The sequence below is a fragment of the Micromonospora sp. NBC_01412 genome, from assembly GCF_045040215.1.
Lineage (GTDB): Bacteria > Actinomycetota > Actinomycetes > Mycobacteriales > Micromonosporaceae > Micromonospora > Micromonospora rubida.
The window spans coordinates 7,186,860-7,203,091 of the sequence record NZ_CP109528.1 but is presented as its reverse complement, the minus strand read 5'-3'; the positions used below and the strand labels follow the sequence as shown (position 1 = coordinate 7,203,091).

General features: G+C 75.5%; 16 protein-coding genes. 8 read left to right on the top strand and 8 right to left on the bottom strand.

All coding sequences use genetic code 11. The features are described from left to right. Positions 1-82 precede the first annotated feature (82 nt). Positions 83-1,012 (top strand): siderophore-interacting protein, encoded by a 930-nt coding sequence (locus tag OG617_RS31485; RefSeq protein ID WP_405104028.1) that lies wholly within the window; start codon positions 83-85, stop codon positions 1,010-1,012. Between the two features lie 70 nt (positions 1,013-1,082). Here OG617_RS31485 and OG617_RS31480 read toward each other — a convergent pair whose 3' ends face one another. Next, a complete protein-coding gene (locus tag OG617_RS31480) occupies positions 1,083-1,208 on the bottom strand; it encodes a hypothetical protein (RefSeq protein WP_405096518.1) in 126 nt (41 codons plus the stop codon). A 348-nt stretch (positions 1,209-1,556) separates the two neighbouring features. On the opposite strand from OG617_RS31480, the gene OG617_RS31475 reads away from it, so the two are divergent. Then, on the top strand, positions 1,557-1,880 hold the full coding sequence (locus OG617_RS31475) for a TraR/DksA family transcriptional regulator (RefSeq protein WP_405096517.1): 324 nt from the start codon (positions 1,557-1,559) through the stop codon (positions 1,878-1,880). Between the two features lie 28 nt (positions 1,881-1,908). On the opposite strand, the gene OG617_RS31470 is transcribed toward OG617_RS31475, so the two are convergent. Then, the gene (locus tag OG617_RS31470; protein ID WP_405096516.1) at positions 1,909-2,373 is read right to left on the bottom strand and encodes a septum formation initiator; all 465 of its coding nucleotides are present in this window, start codon (positions 2,371-2,373) and stop codon (positions 1,909-1,911) included. A 102-nt stretch (positions 2,374-2,475) separates the two neighbouring features. Between OG617_RS31470 and OG617_RS31465 the strand changes: the two genes are divergently transcribed. From OG617_RS31465 to OG617_RS31450, 4 genes are all read left to right on the top strand, one after another. Next, the gene (locus OG617_RS31465; RefSeq protein WP_405096515.1) at positions 2,476-3,168 is read left to right on the top strand and encodes a response regulator transcription factor; all 693 of its coding nucleotides are present in this window, start codon (positions 2,476-2,478) and stop codon (positions 3,166-3,168) included. After that, positions 3,165-4,445, top strand: a complete 1,281-nt coding sequence (locus OG617_RS31460) for a sensor histidine kinase (RefSeq protein ID WP_405096514.1) — start codon at positions 3,165-3,167, stop codon at positions 4,443-4,445. Before OG617_RS31465 ends, OG617_RS31460 begins: the two co-directional genes overlap by 4 nt. A 71-nt stretch (positions 4,446-4,516) precedes the next feature. Then, on the top strand, positions 4,517-5,038 hold the full coding sequence (locus tag OG617_RS31455) for a PepSY domain-containing protein (RefSeq protein ID WP_405096513.1): 522 nt from the start codon (positions 4,517-4,519) through the stop codon (positions 5,036-5,038). Between the two features lie 347 nt (positions 5,039-5,385). Further along, complete coding sequence (locus OG617_RS31450) at positions 5,386-5,961, top strand: sigma-70 family RNA polymerase sigma factor (protein WP_405104027.1); 576 nt, start codon at positions 5,386-5,388, stop codon at positions 5,959-5,961. A 98-nt stretch (positions 5,962-6,059) separates the two neighbouring features. Here OG617_RS31450 and OG617_RS31445 read toward each other — a convergent pair whose 3' ends face one another. From OG617_RS31445 to OG617_RS31425, 5 genes are all read right to left on the bottom strand, one after another. Further along, positions 6,060-6,815 carry a zf-HC2 domain-containing protein gene (locus OG617_RS31445; protein ID WP_405096512.1) on the bottom strand — a complete coding sequence of 252 codons (756 nt, stop codon included), beginning with the start codon at positions 6,813-6,815 and terminating at the stop codon, positions 6,060-6,062. Between the two features lie 178 nt (positions 6,816-6,993). Further along, positions 6,994-8,025 (bottom strand): methyltransferase, encoded by a 1,032-nt coding sequence (locus tag OG617_RS31440; RefSeq protein WP_405096511.1) that lies wholly within the window; start codon positions 8,023-8,025, stop codon positions 6,994-6,996. Next, the gene (locus OG617_RS31435; RefSeq protein WP_405096510.1) at positions 8,022-9,200 is read right to left on the bottom strand and encodes an aminotransferase class V-fold PLP-dependent enzyme; all 1,179 of its coding nucleotides are present in this window, start codon (positions 9,198-9,200) and stop codon (positions 8,022-8,024) included. The genes OG617_RS31440 and OG617_RS31435 overlap by 4 nt, the downstream gene beginning before the upstream one ends. Next, positions 9,197-10,495 carry a hypothetical protein gene (locus OG617_RS31430; RefSeq protein ID WP_405096509.1) on the bottom strand — a complete coding sequence of 433 codons (1,299 nt, stop codon included), beginning with the start codon at positions 10,493-10,495 and terminating at the stop codon, positions 9,197-9,199. The genes OG617_RS31435 and OG617_RS31430 overlap by 4 nt, the downstream gene beginning before the upstream one ends. A 67-nt stretch (positions 10,496-10,562) precedes the next feature. Continuing rightward, on the bottom strand, positions 10,563-11,276 hold the full coding sequence (locus tag OG617_RS31425; RefSeq protein ID WP_405096508.1) for a tryptophan 2,3-dioxygenase family protein: 714 nt from the start codon (positions 11,274-11,276) through the stop codon (positions 10,563-10,565). A gap of 296 nt (positions 11,277-11,572) precedes the next feature. On the opposite strand from OG617_RS31425, the gene OG617_RS31420 reads away from it, so the two are divergent. Next, positions 11,573-12,505: a diacylglycerol kinase gene (locus OG617_RS31420; RefSeq protein WP_405096507.1), complete on the top strand. Its 933-nt coding sequence runs from the start codon at positions 11,573-11,575 to the stop codon at positions 12,503-12,505. Positions 12,506-12,569: 64 nt separating this feature from the next. Here the strand turns inward: OG617_RS31420 and OG617_RS31415 are convergent, their stop codons facing one another. Then, complete coding sequence (locus OG617_RS31415; protein WP_405104026.1) at positions 12,570-13,256, bottom strand: HAD family hydrolase; 687 nt, start codon at positions 13,254-13,256, stop codon at positions 12,570-12,572. A 170-nt stretch (positions 13,257-13,426) separates the two neighbouring features. Between OG617_RS31415 and OG617_RS31410 the strand changes: the two genes are divergently transcribed. Beyond that, entirely contained in the window at positions 13,427-16,228 is a 2,802-nt protein-coding gene (locus OG617_RS31410) for a DEAD/DEAH box helicase (RefSeq protein ID WP_405096506.1), read from the top strand. Positions 16,229-16,232: the final 4 nt, after the last annotated feature.

Sequence of the window (16,232 nt, the reverse complement as noted above, 5' to 3'; positions counted from 1 at the left end):
ACCCTGACACCCGACTGCGACGTTAGGTTAGCCTAACCTCGTGTCGAATGATCACGTCCAGCCGCAGCCGGAGCAGGGTGTCATGACCGCGACCCTGCCCATCACGCCGTGGCGCCTGTTCGCCGTCGAGGTCCGCGCCGTACGCCGGCTCAGCCCTTCGTTCCTCCGCGTCACCTTCACCGGCCCCGACCTCGACCGGTTCGCGGACAACGGCTACGACCAGCGGATCAAACTGGCGCTGCCGCTGCCCGGGGAGCGCGGGGTCCAGCTCCCCGTCGGCGCCGACTGGCACGCGAGGTGGCGGGCCCTGCCCGAGGAGCGGCGCTGCCCGGTGCGCACCTACACCGTCCGGGCGGCCCGGCCGCACCTGGCCGAGGTCGACATCGACCTCGTCATGCACGGTGAGGGCGGTCCGGCCAGCCGGTGGGCCCACCGGGTCCGGCCCGGGGACGAGGCCGCCCTGCTCGGCCCCGATGCCGGCTACCCCGGCGAGCACGGCGGGATCGAGTTCCGGCCACCGTCGACGGACCACCTGCTGCTGGCCGGCGACGAGACGGCCGTGCCCGCGATCTGCGCCATCCTGGAACGGCTCCCACTCGGTGCCCGGGGCCGGGTGCTGCTGGAGGTGCCGGAGCGGGCCGACGCGCTGTCCGTCCCGGCCCCGCCCGGCGTCGACGTCGCCTGGCTGCCCCGTGACGGGGGGCCGCACGGCAGCCGCCTGGTCCCCGCCGTCGCCGCGGCGACGGCGAGCATGCTGTCCGGCCGGGCACCGGCCATGGCGGGCCTGCCGTCCGGGCGGACGTCGATCGCCGACGTGGACGTCGACTGGGACATCCTCTGGGAGGTGCCGCCCTCGGCGGCGCCGGTGCAGGGGCCGCTGTACGCCTGGCTGGCGGGCGAGGCCGGTGTGATCCGTACGCTGCGCCGGCACCTGGTCGCCGAGCGGGGGATCGACCGGCGGGCGGTGGCGTTCATGGGCTACTGGCGGCTGGGCCGGGCCGACCCGACCTGACTGACCTGACCCGCGCAGACCGGGGCGGGCTGGGACCGGCCACCGGAACCGCCGCTCCGCCCGCCCCGATCTAGCTCTCCCTCTCGTGCGACAGCGTCTCGCGCAGTCCGCGCCGCTGTGAGCGGCTGACCAGGAACCCGGTGGCCAACGCCTCGCCGGTGGTGGCGGCCCGTCCGAACATGACCGGCGTCGCCACCAGCAGTGCGAGGCGTGCCGCGCCTCGGGCCGGGACGGCCCGGCGGGCAACCTGGTTGGGTTCCGCGGCGGGGCGGCCTATGGTGGCCCCATGCCATCGGCCGTCCCGCTCGCCCGCGTCACCGTCACCGCTGTGACGGCGTCGCCGTCTGCCGCCGGCCGGCGGGGCACCGGGGCGGCCACCCGCCCGGCGGGCGCGCCGTCGCCCGGCGCCGCCCCCATCCACGGGCGGCCGAGCCCGATCCCCAGCGGGCGTGGCCCCCCGCCGGGATCATCCGACGGTACGGCCACCAGGGCGAAGCTTCCGGCTTCGGCCCTTTTCTTTTACCTTTTTCCGGGAGGACGCAACATGAGCACCGACATCCAGGACGCCAGCGGACGGCAGTGGCTTGCCGACCTGCGCGCGACACTGACCGACGATCACGCGACGCAGACGGTCCGGCTGACCGAGTTGACCGCCGACACCGGCGACCCGGGTGAGGCGCACACCCGCGCCGCACTGATCGCGGCGACCCGGATGAGCCTGGGGCGGATCGCCGACGCCCTGCGCCGCATCGAGGACGGCCGCTATGGCGCCTGCGAGAGGTGCGGGGCGCAGATCCCGCCGGAGCGGCTGGAGGTCGTCCCGCACGCCCGATTCTGCGTGCCCTGCCAGCAGAAGCACCACGGCTGACGGCGATCCGCCGGTGGCCGTCGCCGAGTCAGTCGTCGGCGACGGCCACCGGCTCGCCGGCCACGCACCGCAGCTTCAGCTCGTGCTCGCCGCCCGACCCGACGAAGGTGACCTCGACGTCGTCGTCCGGACCCTGGTCGGCGTCGCCGACCCGGTAGCCCTGCGCGGGCGCCCAGGACACCAGCCGTACCCCGCCAGGGGCGCACTCGGCCACCGCGCTGCCGCCGGCGGTCGCGAAGGCCCGGCGCGCGCCGGCCCCCGGCGACGCGGTCGCCGACGGCCCGCCCGGCCCGGTGGACGGGCTGCCGCCCGGGGCCGCCGTGCTCGCCTGCGGGGAGGCCAGCGCCCGTTCGACGTCCCGCTGGCTGTGCACCCCGCCAGGGGTGCCGGTGATGCTCTCCCCGACCAGCCGGATCGCGGCAACCCCGACCAGGGTGGCGAGCACGGCGGTGGCCAGCCACCCGGCGAAGGCGAGGGCACGACGACGGCGCATCCCCCGACTATCCCCGATCGAAGGTTGGCGGGAGCGCCGGATGACGCTAAGGGAGGGTTAAGGAACCGGCCGGCGGCGGTCCCGGCGGCTAGCCTGCATCCTGTGCCCCGCCTGCTGCTCATCGAGGACGACCTGACCATCCGGACGCCGCTGGCGCGGGCGCTGCGGGACCGGGGTCACGCCGTGGCCGCCGCGTCCACCGCGATGGCGGGGCTGCGCGATGCCCTCGACGACCGGCCGGACCTCGTCGTACTGGACCTGGGCCTGCCCGACCTCGACGGGCGGGACCTGCTGCGGATGCTGCGGGCGGTCAGCGCGGTGCCGGTCATCGTGGCGACCGCCCGCGACGACGAGACCGAGATCGTCCGGGTCCTCGACGCCGGCGCCGACGACTACGTGGTGAAACCGTTCACCGCCGCCCAACTGGACGCGCGGGTCCGCGCGGTGCTGCGGCGCGGCGCGGCCTCGGCGGCAAAGGACCCGACGCTGGCGGTGGGCGGCCTGCGGGTCGACCCGCGCTCACGGCAGGTGACCCTCGACGGCACGCCGGTCGAGCTGACCCCGCGCGAGTTCGACCTGCTGCACCACCTCGCCGCCCGGCCCGGCGAGGTGGTCACCAAGCGGGAACTGCTCACCGAGGTCTGGCAGATCCCGTACGGGGGCGCGGACAAGACCGTCGACGTGCACCTGTCGTGGCTGCGCCGCAAGCTGGGCGAGAGCGCCCAGCAGCCCCGCTACCTGCATACGGTGCGGGGGGTGGGGGTCCGGCTGGAGTCCCCGGGCGGTGCCGGGTGAGGGCGCGGCTGGCGTTGCTGGCCGCCGCGGTCAGCGTGCTCACCCTCGTGGCCTTCCTCGTCCCGCTGGCGCTGCTGGTGCGGGACGTGGCCGAGGACCGGGCCACGGTCCGGGCGACCGCGGACGCGCAGAGCCTGGTGCCGGTGGTGGGCACGGCCGACGCCGCGACCATCCGGCTGACCGCCGAGCAGCTGGCCGCGGAGTCGGGCCGACCGGTCAGCGTGTTCCTGCCCGGCGACACGGTGCTGGGCACGCCCGTTCCGCGTACCCCGGCGGTGGCCCTGGCCGAACGGGGGCGCAGCCTCACCGCGGAGTCGGACGAGGGACGCGAGGTGGTCATCGCCGTGCAGGGCCGGCCGGACGGCACGGGCGTGATCCGGACGGTGGTGCCGCGCGCCGAGCTGACCGCCGGGGTGACCCGGGCGTGGTTGGTGCTGGCCCTGCTCGGGGTGCTGCTGGTGCTGCTCGGGCTGCTGGTCGCCGACCGGCTGGCCCGCACCCTGGTCCGGCCGATCGCCGAGCTGTCCGCGGTGTCGCACCGGCTGGCCAACGCCGAGCTGGACGCCCGGGTGACGCCCGCGGGCCCGGCCGAACTGCGCGAGGTGGCCGGCGCGCTCAACCACCTGGCGGGCCGGATCCAGGTCCTGCTCGCCCAGGAGCGTGAGCAGGTGGCCGACCTTTCCCATCGGCTGCGCACCCCGCTGACGGCGCTGCGGCTGGAGGCCGAGTCGCTGCGCGAGCCGCAGGACGCGGCGCGGATCGCCACTGCGGTGGACGGGTTGGAGCGGGCCGTGACCGGCCTGATCCGCCAGGCCCGCCGTGACCGGTCGCGGGCCGCCACCGGCGACGCGGCGGCGGTGGTCGCCGACCGGGTGGCGTTCTGGTCGGTGCTGGCCGAGGACACCGGGCGGGAGGTCCGCTGCGACCTGGATCCCGGGCCGCTGCCGGTCGGGGTGCCCGCCGACGAGCTGGCCGCGGCCCTGGACGCGCTGCTCGGCAACGTGTTCGCACACACCCCGGACGGCACTGCGTTCACTGTCCGTCTCGCCCGCGACGCCGACGGGGTGGTCCTCACCGTGTCCGACGAGGGCCCCGGCATGCCGGCCGCCACGGTACGCCGGGGAGCCAGCCCGGCCGGGTCCACGGGGTTGGGCCTGGACATCGCCCGCCGCGCGGCGGAGGCCGGCGGTGGCCGGCTGGAGCTGCGCACCGCCCCGGGCGGCGGGGCCGAGGTGCGCCTGCGGCTGGCCCCGCCGGCGACCTTAACTGGGCCTTAGCGTTCGTGCAGCGCGCCGCTATCCCGCCACGGCCGATCCTCGACGCAGCAACCGAGGAAAGGTGTACCGAGATGAAGCGCAACTCCCTGATCATGGCGTCCGTCGGCGGCGCGGCGATGCTGGCGGTGGCCGGGGTCGCCCTCGGCGTCACCGCCGCCGACGACCGCGCCGCACCGACCGCCCTGGTCGCCGCCACCGTGGCCCCGGCGGCGACCGGCAGCCCGGACGACGCCCCCACCTCGGCGCCGGCGCCCGGCGCGCCCGCCACCGGCTCGCCCGCCGGCACGGCGACGCCGCCCCCCACCGGCTCGCCCGCCGGCGGGAGCGTCGACGAGCGGCGGGCCGGCGAGATCGCGCTGGCGCGCGCCGGGGGCGGCCGGATCGTCGAGGTCGAGGCCGAGGACGAGGACGGCCGTCAGGTGTGGAGCGTCGAGATCGTCAACGGGCAGACCGAGCACGAGGTCGACGTCGACCGCAACGACGGCGCGGTGGTCAAGGCCGAGCAGGAGCCGGTCGACGACGACGATGACCGTGACGACGATGACCGTGATGATGACGACGACGACGACGATGACGACGGCAGCGACGACTGAGCGACGCCGGCCGGACGCGGGCGGGCCACTCCCATGCGGGAGTGGCCCGCCCGTCCCCGTCGCCGGACCCGCCGTCGCCCGCCCGACGGCGTGCCCGGCAACGGCCCGGCGCGGTGCCGGGAACTTTTCCGTCCCCGCGACCGACAAACAGTGGTGCGCCGCACCGGGGCGGCGCGCGGAGATCGGCCTCCTGTAGCTGGTGGGAGGCGTCAGCCGCCGGAGCCGGGCCGGGAGACAGACCACGTGAACGCAACAGCGCCGCGCGCCGTACGGGTCCGCGTGAGCACCGCCGAAGCGCGCCGCCGGGCGGGCGCGGCCACCCGCGTCGGGGCGGGCGGCCGGCCGTGGTGACCGCGGAGGCCGACGACGAGCAGGTGACCCGCTGGGCACGCCTCGCCGGGCAGGGCGACCAGCAGGCTGCCGCGGCGTTCGTCCGGGCCCTGCAGCGCCCGGTGTGGCGGTTCCTGGCCCACCTCGCCGGGCCGGGGGAGGCCGACGACCTGACCCAGGAGACGTTCCTGCGGGCGCTGCGTAGCCTGCCCGGCTTCGCCGGCCGCTCCTCGGCCCGCACCTGGCTGTTCACCATCGCCCGCCGGGTCGCCGTCGACCACGTCCGGGCGGCGGTGACCCGACCGCGTACCGCGACCCTGCCGGACTGGCGCACGGCGGCGGAGGGCGCGGGCGCGGTCGAGCCCGCGGCTGACGACGGGGTAGCCCTGCACCGGCTGATCGCCGCGCTGGCCCCGGAACGCCGGGTGGCGTTCGTGGCAACGCAGGTGGCCGGCCTGTCCTACGCGGAGGCCGCCCAGGTGTGCGGCTGCCCGATCGGCACGATCCGCTCCCGGGTGGCGCGGGCGCGCGAGGACCTCGTGGCCGCCTGGCACGCCGACGCCCACCCGGCACGCCCGACCAGCGCCGGCTGAGCCCCCAGGCGGGTGGCCCGGAGATCGCTGACGCCCACCCGACCGGCGCCGGCTGAGCCCCGGGACCGCCGAGGGCCCCGCCCGTCGAGGGTCGGCCTTCAGGCGGCCCGGCGGTCGTTGGCCTGTGCGGCGTACGGCTGCGGTGGCACCAGGCGCAGCGGGGCCGGCTGCTCGGACTGGTCCGGCTCGACCCGCCAGCGGGAGCCCCGCGACCGTCCCTGCCTCGGCGACGGCCCACCCGGGCGCAGCGGGGGCCGCGACAGCAGCACGGTGAGCACCCAGCCGACCACCAGGAAACCGTGACTGACCAGCCGGGATGCGGCCACCTGGCCGGTCATCAGGTCGTTCACCGACAGCAGCACCAGCGTCGCGACGAAGGCGCTGAGCATCGGCAGCACCCCGGCGGGCGGGAACCGCCGCGCCGCGACGAACAGGAACCCGGCTCCGACGGCGACGTTCCACGCCGCCGACTCGTGCCACAGGTGCTGGCCGGCGGCGTGCGCGTGCGCGACGACCGCGCCCCGCCCGATCTGCGCCAGCCCGAGCACCAGTTGCACGGCGCCCACCAGGCCCAGCGCGGCCCGCAGCCCGGCCACCAGCCGGCCCTGCCAGGCGGGCGTCCACCGCCGGGGGGAAGCCCCGGCCGGGACGGCGGCGAGGACCGCGTCGGCCAGGTCGGGCACGGGCGACACCACCCGGGTACGCGCCCGCCGAGTCACCGCCGCCGCCGTGTCGAACCAGGCCCGGCAGTCACCGCACGTGTCCAGGTGCCCGTCGGCCGCGGCCCCCTCGGCCGGGGTCTCCTCCCCGTCCAGTTGGGCCGACAGGATCTCCCGCCACTGCTCACACCGCATGTACCGATAGTCGCTCGCCGGCGGCGTGTGGTTCCCGACGACGAACCGGGCGCTGCTGGTCAAGTGCCACGCAGGTGCTGCCTCCCGGCGGAACGGTCGTCATCTGCCAGCTGCTGCTCAACGACCAGCGCACCCCCGACCCCGGCCGGTAGCCGGAACGCGACCCGCCCCGGCCGGCTCACGGCGCGTCCGGCGGCTTGTACGCGGTGACCAGTTCCCAGCCGCCGGGCAGCACCCGCACCCGGGTGAAGCCGACCTCCTCGAGCAGGCCGGTGTAGAACTCCACCTCCCGCAGCCGGCTGACGCAGCTGTCGACGCCGATGAGGAAGTAGCTCCAGAAGAACTGCATCGCCAGCCGGTCCGGGGTGCGGAACTCCTCGCAGATCAGCAGGAGCCCGCCCGGAGCGAGGGCGGCGTACGCCTTCTCGACCAGTGTGCGGGCCACGTCGTTCGGCCAGTCGTGCAGCACCCGCACGAACGCCAGCGCGTCGTAGCCGCCGGGCAGTGGCTCGGCGAGGAAGTCGCCGCCGACGAACCCCAGCCGGTCCGGGTGCCCGGAGCGGGTCCGCGTCAGCTCCACCAGTGGCGCCACCGCCGGCAGGTTGTACACGTCGGCCCGCAGCCCCGGGGCGTCGTCGAGCACCCGCGCGGCGAGCGTGCCGTCGCCGCCGCCGACGTCGAGCAGGCGGCGCCGGTCCGGCCACAACCGGTCGGCGTGCCGGTGGACCGTCTCGAGCACCGGGCCGAGGCCGACGGCCATGCTGCGCTCGAAGGCGGCGGTCTGCTCGTCGTCGCGCGGCGGCCACGCGAAGTCGTCGTCGGTCATGCCGGCGTCTCCGCGCAGGCTCTCCGCGAGCCGGCCGTGCAGCCGCCGCCACGGGTACCGGTCCCGGTCCCGCTCGATCGCGTCCGGCCCGGCGACCGCCGCCACGGCGTCGCGCAGCCCGGGTACGGCCCGGTAGCGGGCCGCGGTGATGTCGTCGCCGGGCTCGTCCCGCTCGACGAACCCGAGGCTCTCCAGGCAGTCCAGGAACTTGTACAGCCGCAGCGGGCGCACCCCGAACTTCTCGGCGAGCTCACCGAGGACGGCCGGACCCGGCTCCAGCACGTCGAGCAGGCCCATGGTGAGCGCTGTCTCCAGCACGTCCATGGCCTTGGTGCCGTTGGCGAGCAGGCTCATCAGTGCCCGCGGCGACAGCGTGACGGTCATCGGCCCAGCTCCTCTTCCAGTGCGTCCATGAACGCGTCGACCTCGTCGAGGGTGTTGTAGACGTGCGGGCCGACCCGCAGGTAACCCCGCCAGCTGCAGATCACGTCCCGCGCGGCCAGCCGCCGCTTGACGGCCTCACCGTCTGCGACGTCCAGGCACACGACGCCGCCGCGCCGGTGCGGCTCGGTCGGGCTGACCACCGTGATGCCGGCGGCCCCGGCGCGGGCCAGGATCCGGGACGTGCACGCCAGGGAGTGCTCCCGGATCGCGGCGATGCCCACGCCGGCCAGCAGGTCCAGGCCGACCTGGGAGACCAGCGAGGTGAGCGGGAACGGGGTCCCGCCGGCGAACCGCTGGGCGCCGGCCGCCCAGCCGGTCGACGGCCGGAAGGTCAGCGCTCGGTCGCCGGCCTGCCAACCGGTCGCCGCCGGTTCCAGGGTCGGCATCAGGTCCGGGCGGACGTACAGGAAGCCCGTGCCGACCCCGCACAGCCACTTGTGCGCGCCGCCGAGGACGACGTCGACGCCGAGGGCCGTCACGTCCAGCGGCATGACCCCGACGCTCTGGAAGGCGTCCACCACCACCAGGGCGCCCACGTCGTGGGCGCGCGCGACCAGTCGGGGCAGGTCGACGGTGGCCCCGGAGGAAAAACTGGCGTGCGGCACGCACACCAGCAGCGTCCGCTCGTCGACGCGCCGGACGAGTGCCTCCTCGTCGAAGTCGGGGCCGCCGGTGCCGACCACGTCGAGCCGGGCGCCGTAGCGGCGGAACGCGTTCCACACGAACGGCACGGCCGGGAACTCCAGGTCGGTGATGACGACCCGGTCGCGAGGCGGGCGGTAGTCGAAGCAGGACGCGACCCGGCCGAGCAGGGTGCTCAGGTTCGCGTCGGTGACCACGCTGCCCGGCGGGGCGCCGATGAACGCGGCCAGCCCGTCGGCGTACCGGTCGAGGCCCTCGTGCCAGCCCTGCCACACGTCGTCGCGCCAGGTGCGCAACGTGTCCCAGTAGCCGGTGAGCACGCCCTGCGCCGCCCGTGGCACCGCGCCGGTCGAGTTGTTGTTCAGGTACAGGCAGGTCTCCAGCAGGGGGAACTCGGCGCGCAGCGCCGCGTGGGCGGCGGCGTCGAGACACCGCGGCCCGCCGGTCGCGGATTCCAGCTCGGGTGCGCTCACTCGGGACAGCCTCCACTCGATTCGGACGGGGCGGCCGGGTCGGGGTCGGCTGCGACGGCGGTGAAGACCGGGATCGCGCGGACCTCGGCCAGGTAGGGGGTCCCCTCGGTGTAGCCGGTTCCGGGTCGTTCGCCGAGCATCCGGACCGCCAGCCGATGATGGGTGCGGCGCCAGTTCAGCACCGTCGCGGCGAACTCGCGCATCCGCAGCTCCACCAGGGCGCGGTCCGCCCCGGCCAGCCGGCCGTCGCGGACGGCCGCCCGCAGCGCCGCGTCGACCGTCGGCCCTCCGGCGCGCACCCGGTCGCGCAACTCGGGCACCGACCGGTAGGCGGCCGAGTCCAGCCGGGACCCCTCGGGGGTACGGCACAGCGACTCCATCAGCTTGTAGGAGCGGGACTGGATCGCGCTGGCCCCCTCGGTGTACGCCCGGAACGTCCGGAACGCCTCCGGCTGCATGCTCGCCAGCAGCGAGAACAGGGGTGCGGCCGAGGCGAGCTGGCCCTGGGCGTATGCCAACCGTTCCGCCGCCGGGACGGCCCGGCCCGCGTCGAGCGCGCCGATCGTCGCGCGCAGCTCGTCGGCGAGCCCGGCGAAGACGCACTCGTAGGCCTGGAGCACCCGGATGAACAGGTACTCGTCGTGCGACAGGTACACCGGCAGCATGCTCAGCCGCAGCGCCCGCTCCTCGGCGGGGCTACGGTCGGCGGCGGCGAGGGCGTGCAGCGCCGCGGCGGCCCCCGCCGGCTGGGGATCGTCGAGGGTCAGGCCCAGCCGGGACAGCGCGGGGGAGACGGCCCGGACGCCCAGCCGGTGACGCTTGGCCACCAGCGCCGGCCCGGGCCGCTGCTCGGGGAGCAGGTCGGTGGTGCCGGCGGCGGCGGACAGCTCGAACGCCAGCGCGTCGGCGACCAGTCGCACGAGGAGCCGGTCGCGGCCCTGGCGGGCGGCGGCCAGCTCCGCCACCGGCCCGCCGTCGCCGTCGTCGTCGTCGCCGCAGGGCAGCCCGAGCAGGCCCAACGCGAGGTAGCTGCGGTAGTCGTACCGGCCGTCCCACTTGTCGAGCGCGACGTCGAGGAAGTCGCGCAGCAGCCGGACGGGGCCGTAGTCCGCCGGCCCGGCGTCGGTCGCCCGGTTGGCGACGTGCGCCCTCGTCTCGTCGAGGAGGGCGAGCAACTCCTTTCCGACGAAGTGTTTGCCGGTCCGGTGGAACTCCGCCGTCACCGGGAGGTAGGGAAAACTGTCGGGATCGGCCCCACCGGACAGCCAGCTCGTCAGCTCGCGCACGAACCGCACCTCGACATTACAATTATGTAAAACACGGACGGTGACGTTCCGGCGAATTTCGGGCCGGCGGGATTATTCAGGGCAGTTCCGGGTGGAGAATGTCCTCGGCCGGCGTGGCGGGGGCGACGCGCGCCTGCCACAGTTCCGGGAAGAACCGGTGGTCGATCAGCCTGGCGAGCATGTTGGCCGGGCTGCCCTCGGTGCCGGCGACGCCGTGGCCGCCGACCCGGATCGCGGCCTGGTAGTGCCGCACCCGCCAGAACGCGACCCGCTCGTCCCACTCCACCATGGCCTCGGCCAGCCGGTGCGCAGGGTCCGTCGGGTCCGCCCGGAGCAGCGTCGACAGGTCGGTCCCCCGCCGCGCGAGGTGGTCGGTGAAGGCCCGGCCGAGCTTCCGGCTCCCGGCCTGCACCCCGCGCCAGCCGGGCGACTCGGCGCCGGATCCGGTGCCGAGCGCCGGTTGCATCGCTTGGAAGACCGTCGGGGGCAGGTATCGGAACATCTCCAGCTGGTCGGTGATCAGCCGCACCCCGAGCGTCGCCCGGGCCAGCAGCGGCTCGGCCGCCGCCGGCTCGTCGGCGGCCACCCGGGCGCTGGCCTCGGCCAGCTCGGCCCCCGCCAGCTTCAGCCACAGCTCGGTGGACTGGTGCACCACCTGGAAGAGCAGCTCGTCGCGGTGGATCATCTGCTCCGGGTGGCGCTGGAGCTCCAGCAGCGTGTCCGTGCGCATGTAGCGCGCGTAGTCGGTGGCGCCGTCGCCCGGCAGCACGGGTGAGTGGTCCCGCTTCACGGAATAGTTTCCCTTCGATCGTCGTCGGTGACCCCGCACCCGACCCTGACGGATCAGCGGCAGCCATTATTAAACGACTAAGGGCAATGTGTCACGCCCTGGTAGCAGACTGTCTCGCGGCACCAATGGGTCCGTCTCCGCTGTTTTCATGGCAATTCCCGTGCCATTTAGCACAGCAACCCACCGCAGTCAATCCCTGGCGGGCCGGCCGGTGGGACCGGCGCCGAAGGGCCGGGGCGGGTTTCGGGCAGGCAGGAAGATGATCGGGGCGCCCGACCGGCGGTACGGTGCTCGCCGTGACCGCTGCCGACCGCACCGCCCCCGGCCCGGACCCCGACGGCCCCGTCGCTGTGCTCGCCAACCCGACGGCCGGCCGCGGCCGGCACCGGGGACTGCTGCCCGGCGTGCTGGAGCGGCTGGCCCGGGCTGGCCGGCCGGTGCGCCTGCTGGAGGCGCACACGGCCGCCCAGGCGGAACGGGCGTGCCACGCGGCGCTGGCCGACGGGATCGCCGCGCTGGTGACGGTGGGCGGGGACGGGACCGTGCACCGGGGACTGCAGGCGGTCGCCGCGACGGCCGTGCCGTTCGGGGTGGTGCCGGCCGGCACCGGCAACGACTTCGCCGCCGACACCGGCTTCCCCACCGACCCGCTCGCCGCCGCGGAGGCGATCGCCGAGGCCCTGCGGGCCGGCCGGACCGGCCCGGTCGACCTGGCCCGGATGACCCGGGCGGACGGCCCGCCCCGCTGGTACGGGGCGGTGCTCGCCGCCGGGTTCGACGCGATCGTCAACGAGCGGGCCAACCGGATGCGCCACCCGCGCGGCCCCCGCCGGTACGACCTGGCGATTCTGGTCGAGCTGGCCCGGCTACGCCCCCGCCGGTACACGCTGCGCCTCGACGGCGAGCCGCTGCAGGTCGACGCGGTGCTGGTCGCGGTCGGCAACTGTGCCAGCTACGGCGGCGGGATGCGGATCTGCCCGGACGCGGACCCGACCGACGGGCTGCTCGACGTGGTGGTCGGCGGCCGGTTCGACCGACGCACCCTGATCCGGGTGAAGCCGCGCATCTACCGGGGCACCCACGTCCAGCATCCGCTGGTGAGCAGCCACCGGGCCCGGACGGTGGAACTGGCCGCCGAGGGCATCACCACCTACGCCGACGGGGAGCGGGCCCTCGACCTGCCGGTGACCGTCACCGCAGTGCCGGGCGCGGTCCGGCTGCTGCGGTGACCAGGGGTGAGCCGGTGGCCCCGCCGACCGGACACCCCGCGCCGTCACCGGGCCCCGGGCGGGGTCAGCGCGGCAGGGCCAGGCCGAGCACCGATCCCAGCCCGTTGGGCCGGCCCGGTTCGGCCTCGGGCAGCACCAGCGCCGCGCAGCCGGCCCGCACCGCCCCGGCGTCGGCCGCGGTGTCGCCCACCATCAGCGCCCGTTCCGGGTCCACCCCGAGCATCCCGCAGGCCCGCCAGAAGATCCCCGGGTCCGGCTTGCAGCGCCCCACCTCGTACGACAGGGCGTACGCGTCGATCAGCCCGTCGAGGCCCCAGGCGGCGAAGAACGGCCGGATGTCGAAGCCGATGTTGCTGACCACCGCGACCTTCACCCCGGCCTTCCGCAGCGCCGCCAGGGTCGGCGCGGCGTCCGGGTACGGCACCCAGCCCTCGGGCACCAGCACCCGGTCGTAGAGCGCGTCGGCCAGCCCGTCGATCCCGGCGTCCACGGTCGCCGCCAGGCCCGTGTACGCGCCCCGGTGGGCGTGCGGGTAGAGATCCCGGTCGGCCCACAGCTCGGCCAGCGCCGGCGGCACCCGGGCCGGCAGCGGCCCGCCCGCCCGGCCCGCCGTGAGCAGCCGGTCGGCAAGGCCGGTGGCCCGGGCCCGCTCCAGGGTCGCCCCGCAGGCCGCCGCGGCGGCCAGCACCCAGTCGTGCGGCTTCTCCACCTGGGCGAGGGTGCCGTGGAAGTCGAACAGCACCGCCTCCACGGGCCGGCGGGACGCCTGGGCGCTGGCGGCGGCGTCGATGCCGTGCGGCGGGGTCGGGCGGGGCGGTTCGGCATGGTCCGGCACGCCGTGCACCCTACCGACCGCCCTGGACGCCAGTGTCGGACGGCCTTGACAGGTGGTCCCGCGAAGCACGCATTAATCTTGACGACATGTCGAGCCCCGCCGAGCGGTACGCCGCGGCCAGCCGCCGGACCGCGCAGGCCTCACAGTTCCCGGCGTTGGACGAGTTCGCCCTTGACCTGGGGTTCGATCTCGACGACTTCCAACGGGAGTCGTGCCAGGCTTTGGAACGGGGCAGCGGGGTGCTGGTCTGCGCCCCCACCGGTGCCGGCAAGACGGTGGTCGGCGAGTTCGCCGTACACCTGGCCCTGCGTGGCACCCCCGCCCAGCCGGCGGGCGCCGACGGCGCCGACGCGGCGCCCACCCGGCGCAAGTGCTTCTACACCACCCCGATCAAGGCGCTGTCCAACCAGAAGTACCACGACCTGGTGGACCGCTACGGGGCCGAGCAGGTCGGCCTGCTCACCGGCGACAACGCCATCAACGGGGACGCTCCGGTGGTGGTGATGACCACCGAGGTGCTGCGCAACATGCTCTACGCCGGCTCGGCCACCCTCCAGGGCCTGGCCTACGTGGTCATGGACGAGGTGCACTACCTCGCCGACCGGTTCCGCGGCGGCGTGTGGGAGGAGGTGATCATCCACCTGCCGGCCTCGGTCACCCTGGTCTCGCTGTCCGCGACGGTCTCCAACGCCGAGGAGTTCGCCGACTGGCTGGTCACCGTGCGCGGCGAGACGACGGTGGTGGTCAGCGAGCACCGGCCGGTGCCGCTGTGGCAGCACATGCTGGTCGGCAAGCGGATGTTCGACCTGTTCCACGACGCCGACGCCGCCCGCAAGCACGACGTGCACCCGGAGCTGCTGCGCTACACCCGCGACACGATGCGCCGGCTGGAACTCGGCGAGGGGCGTAGCGCCGGCCCCGGCGCCGGGCGGCGCGGCCCCCGCTGGCGCGGCCCGCTGCGCCCCGACATCGTCGACCGGCTCGACCGGGAGGGGCTGCTCCCGGCGATCCTGTTCATCTTCAGCCGCGCCGGCTGCGCCGCCGCCGTGCAGCAGTGCCTCGCCGCCGGCCTACGGCTGACCTCGGCGGAGGAACGCACCGAGATCCGCCGGGTCGTCGAGAGCCGGGTCACCGCCATTCCCGGGGAGGACCTGACGGTCCTGGGCTACTGGGAGTGGCTTGACGGCCTGGAGCGCGGGCTGGCCTCCCACCACGCCGGCATGCTCCCGGTGTTCAAGGAGATCGTCGAGGAGCTGTTCGTCCGGGGCCTGGTCAAGGCGGTCTTCGCCACCGAGACGCTCGCCCTGGGCATCAACATGCCGGCCCGCTGCGTCGTGCTGGAGCGCCTGGTCAAGTACAACGGCGAGGCGCACGTCGACCTGACGCCGGGGGAGTACACCCAGCTCACCGGCCGTGCCGGCCGCCGAGGCATCGACGTGGAGGGGCACGCCGTCGTCGTCTGGTCCCCGGAGACCGACCCTCGGCACGTCGCCGGCCTGGCCTCCACCCGCACCTACCCGCTGCGCTCCAGCTTCCGCCCGTCGTACAACATGGCCGTCAACCTCGTCGGCACCGTCGGCGCGGAGCCGGCCCGGGTGCTGCTGGAGTCCTCGTTCGCGCAGTTCCAGGCGGACCGGTCGGTGGTCGGCCTGGCCCGCCAGGTGCAGCGCAACACCGAGACCATCGACGCGTACGGCGTGGAGGCCGGCTGCCACCACGGCGACTTCGACGAGTACTTCGCCCTGCGGGTGGCCATCGCCGACCGGGAACGCGCCGTCGCCCGGCAGGGCCAGCACCAGCGCAAGGCCGCGGCGGTGGAGTCGCTGGAGCGGCTGCGGGTCGGCGACGTGATCCGGGTGCCGTCCGGGCGGCGCGCCGGCCTCGCGGTGGTGCTCGACCCGGCCACCGGCGGGTTCGGCGAGCCCCGCCCGCTGGTGCTCACCCAGGACCGCTGGGCCGGCCGGGTCGGCCCCGGCGACTTCACCACCCCGGCCGAGGTGCTCGCCCGCATCCGGGTGCCCAAGCACTTCAACCACCGTTCCCCGGGGGCCCGCCGGGACCTCGCCGCCGAGGTCAGCGGCACCGGGCTGGACCGGCACGCCGGTCGCCGCGGCGGCCGGACCCGGCAGGGCGCCGGCGAGGACCACGCGATCAGCCAGCTCCGCTCCGAGCTGCGCCGGCACCCCTGCCACGCCTGCCCGGACCGGGAGGAGCACGCCCGCTGGGCCGAGCGCAGTCGCCGGCTGGAGCGCGACACCGAGGAGCTGCGCCAGCGGGTCGCCGGTCGCACCGGCTCGCTGGCCCGGACGTTCGACCGGATCGTCGCGCTGCTCACCGCGCGCGGCTACCTGTCCGCCGACGGCACCGTCACCGACGCCGGTCGGATGCTCGGCCGGATCTGGACCGAGGCCGACCTGTTGGTCGCCGAGTGCCTGCGCCGGGGCGTCTGGGACGGCCTGTCGCCGTCGGAGCTGGCCGCCGCGGTGTCGGTGGTGGTCTTCGAGGCCCGCCGGGACGTCGACGAGCGGGCGTCGCTGCCGCGCGGGCCGGTCGCCGAGGCCGTCGAGGAGACACTGAAGCTGTGGGGGGAGATCGAGGCCGACGAGGCCACCCGGGGCCTCACGGTCACCCGCGAGCCGGACCTCGGCTTCGCCTGGCCGGTCTACCGGTGGGCGCGGGGCGAGGCGCTGGCGAAGGTGCTGGCCAGCGGTCACGAGCTCGACGGGGAGATGCCGGCCGGCGACTTCGTCCGGTGGGCCCGGCAGGTGGTCGACCTGCTCGGCCAGCTCGCCGACTCCGGCGGGGCGTCCACCGAGCTGCGGGCCACCGCGAGGCAGGCCATCGCCGCCGTGAACCGGGGCGTCCTCGCCTACCACGCCACCGCCTGATCAT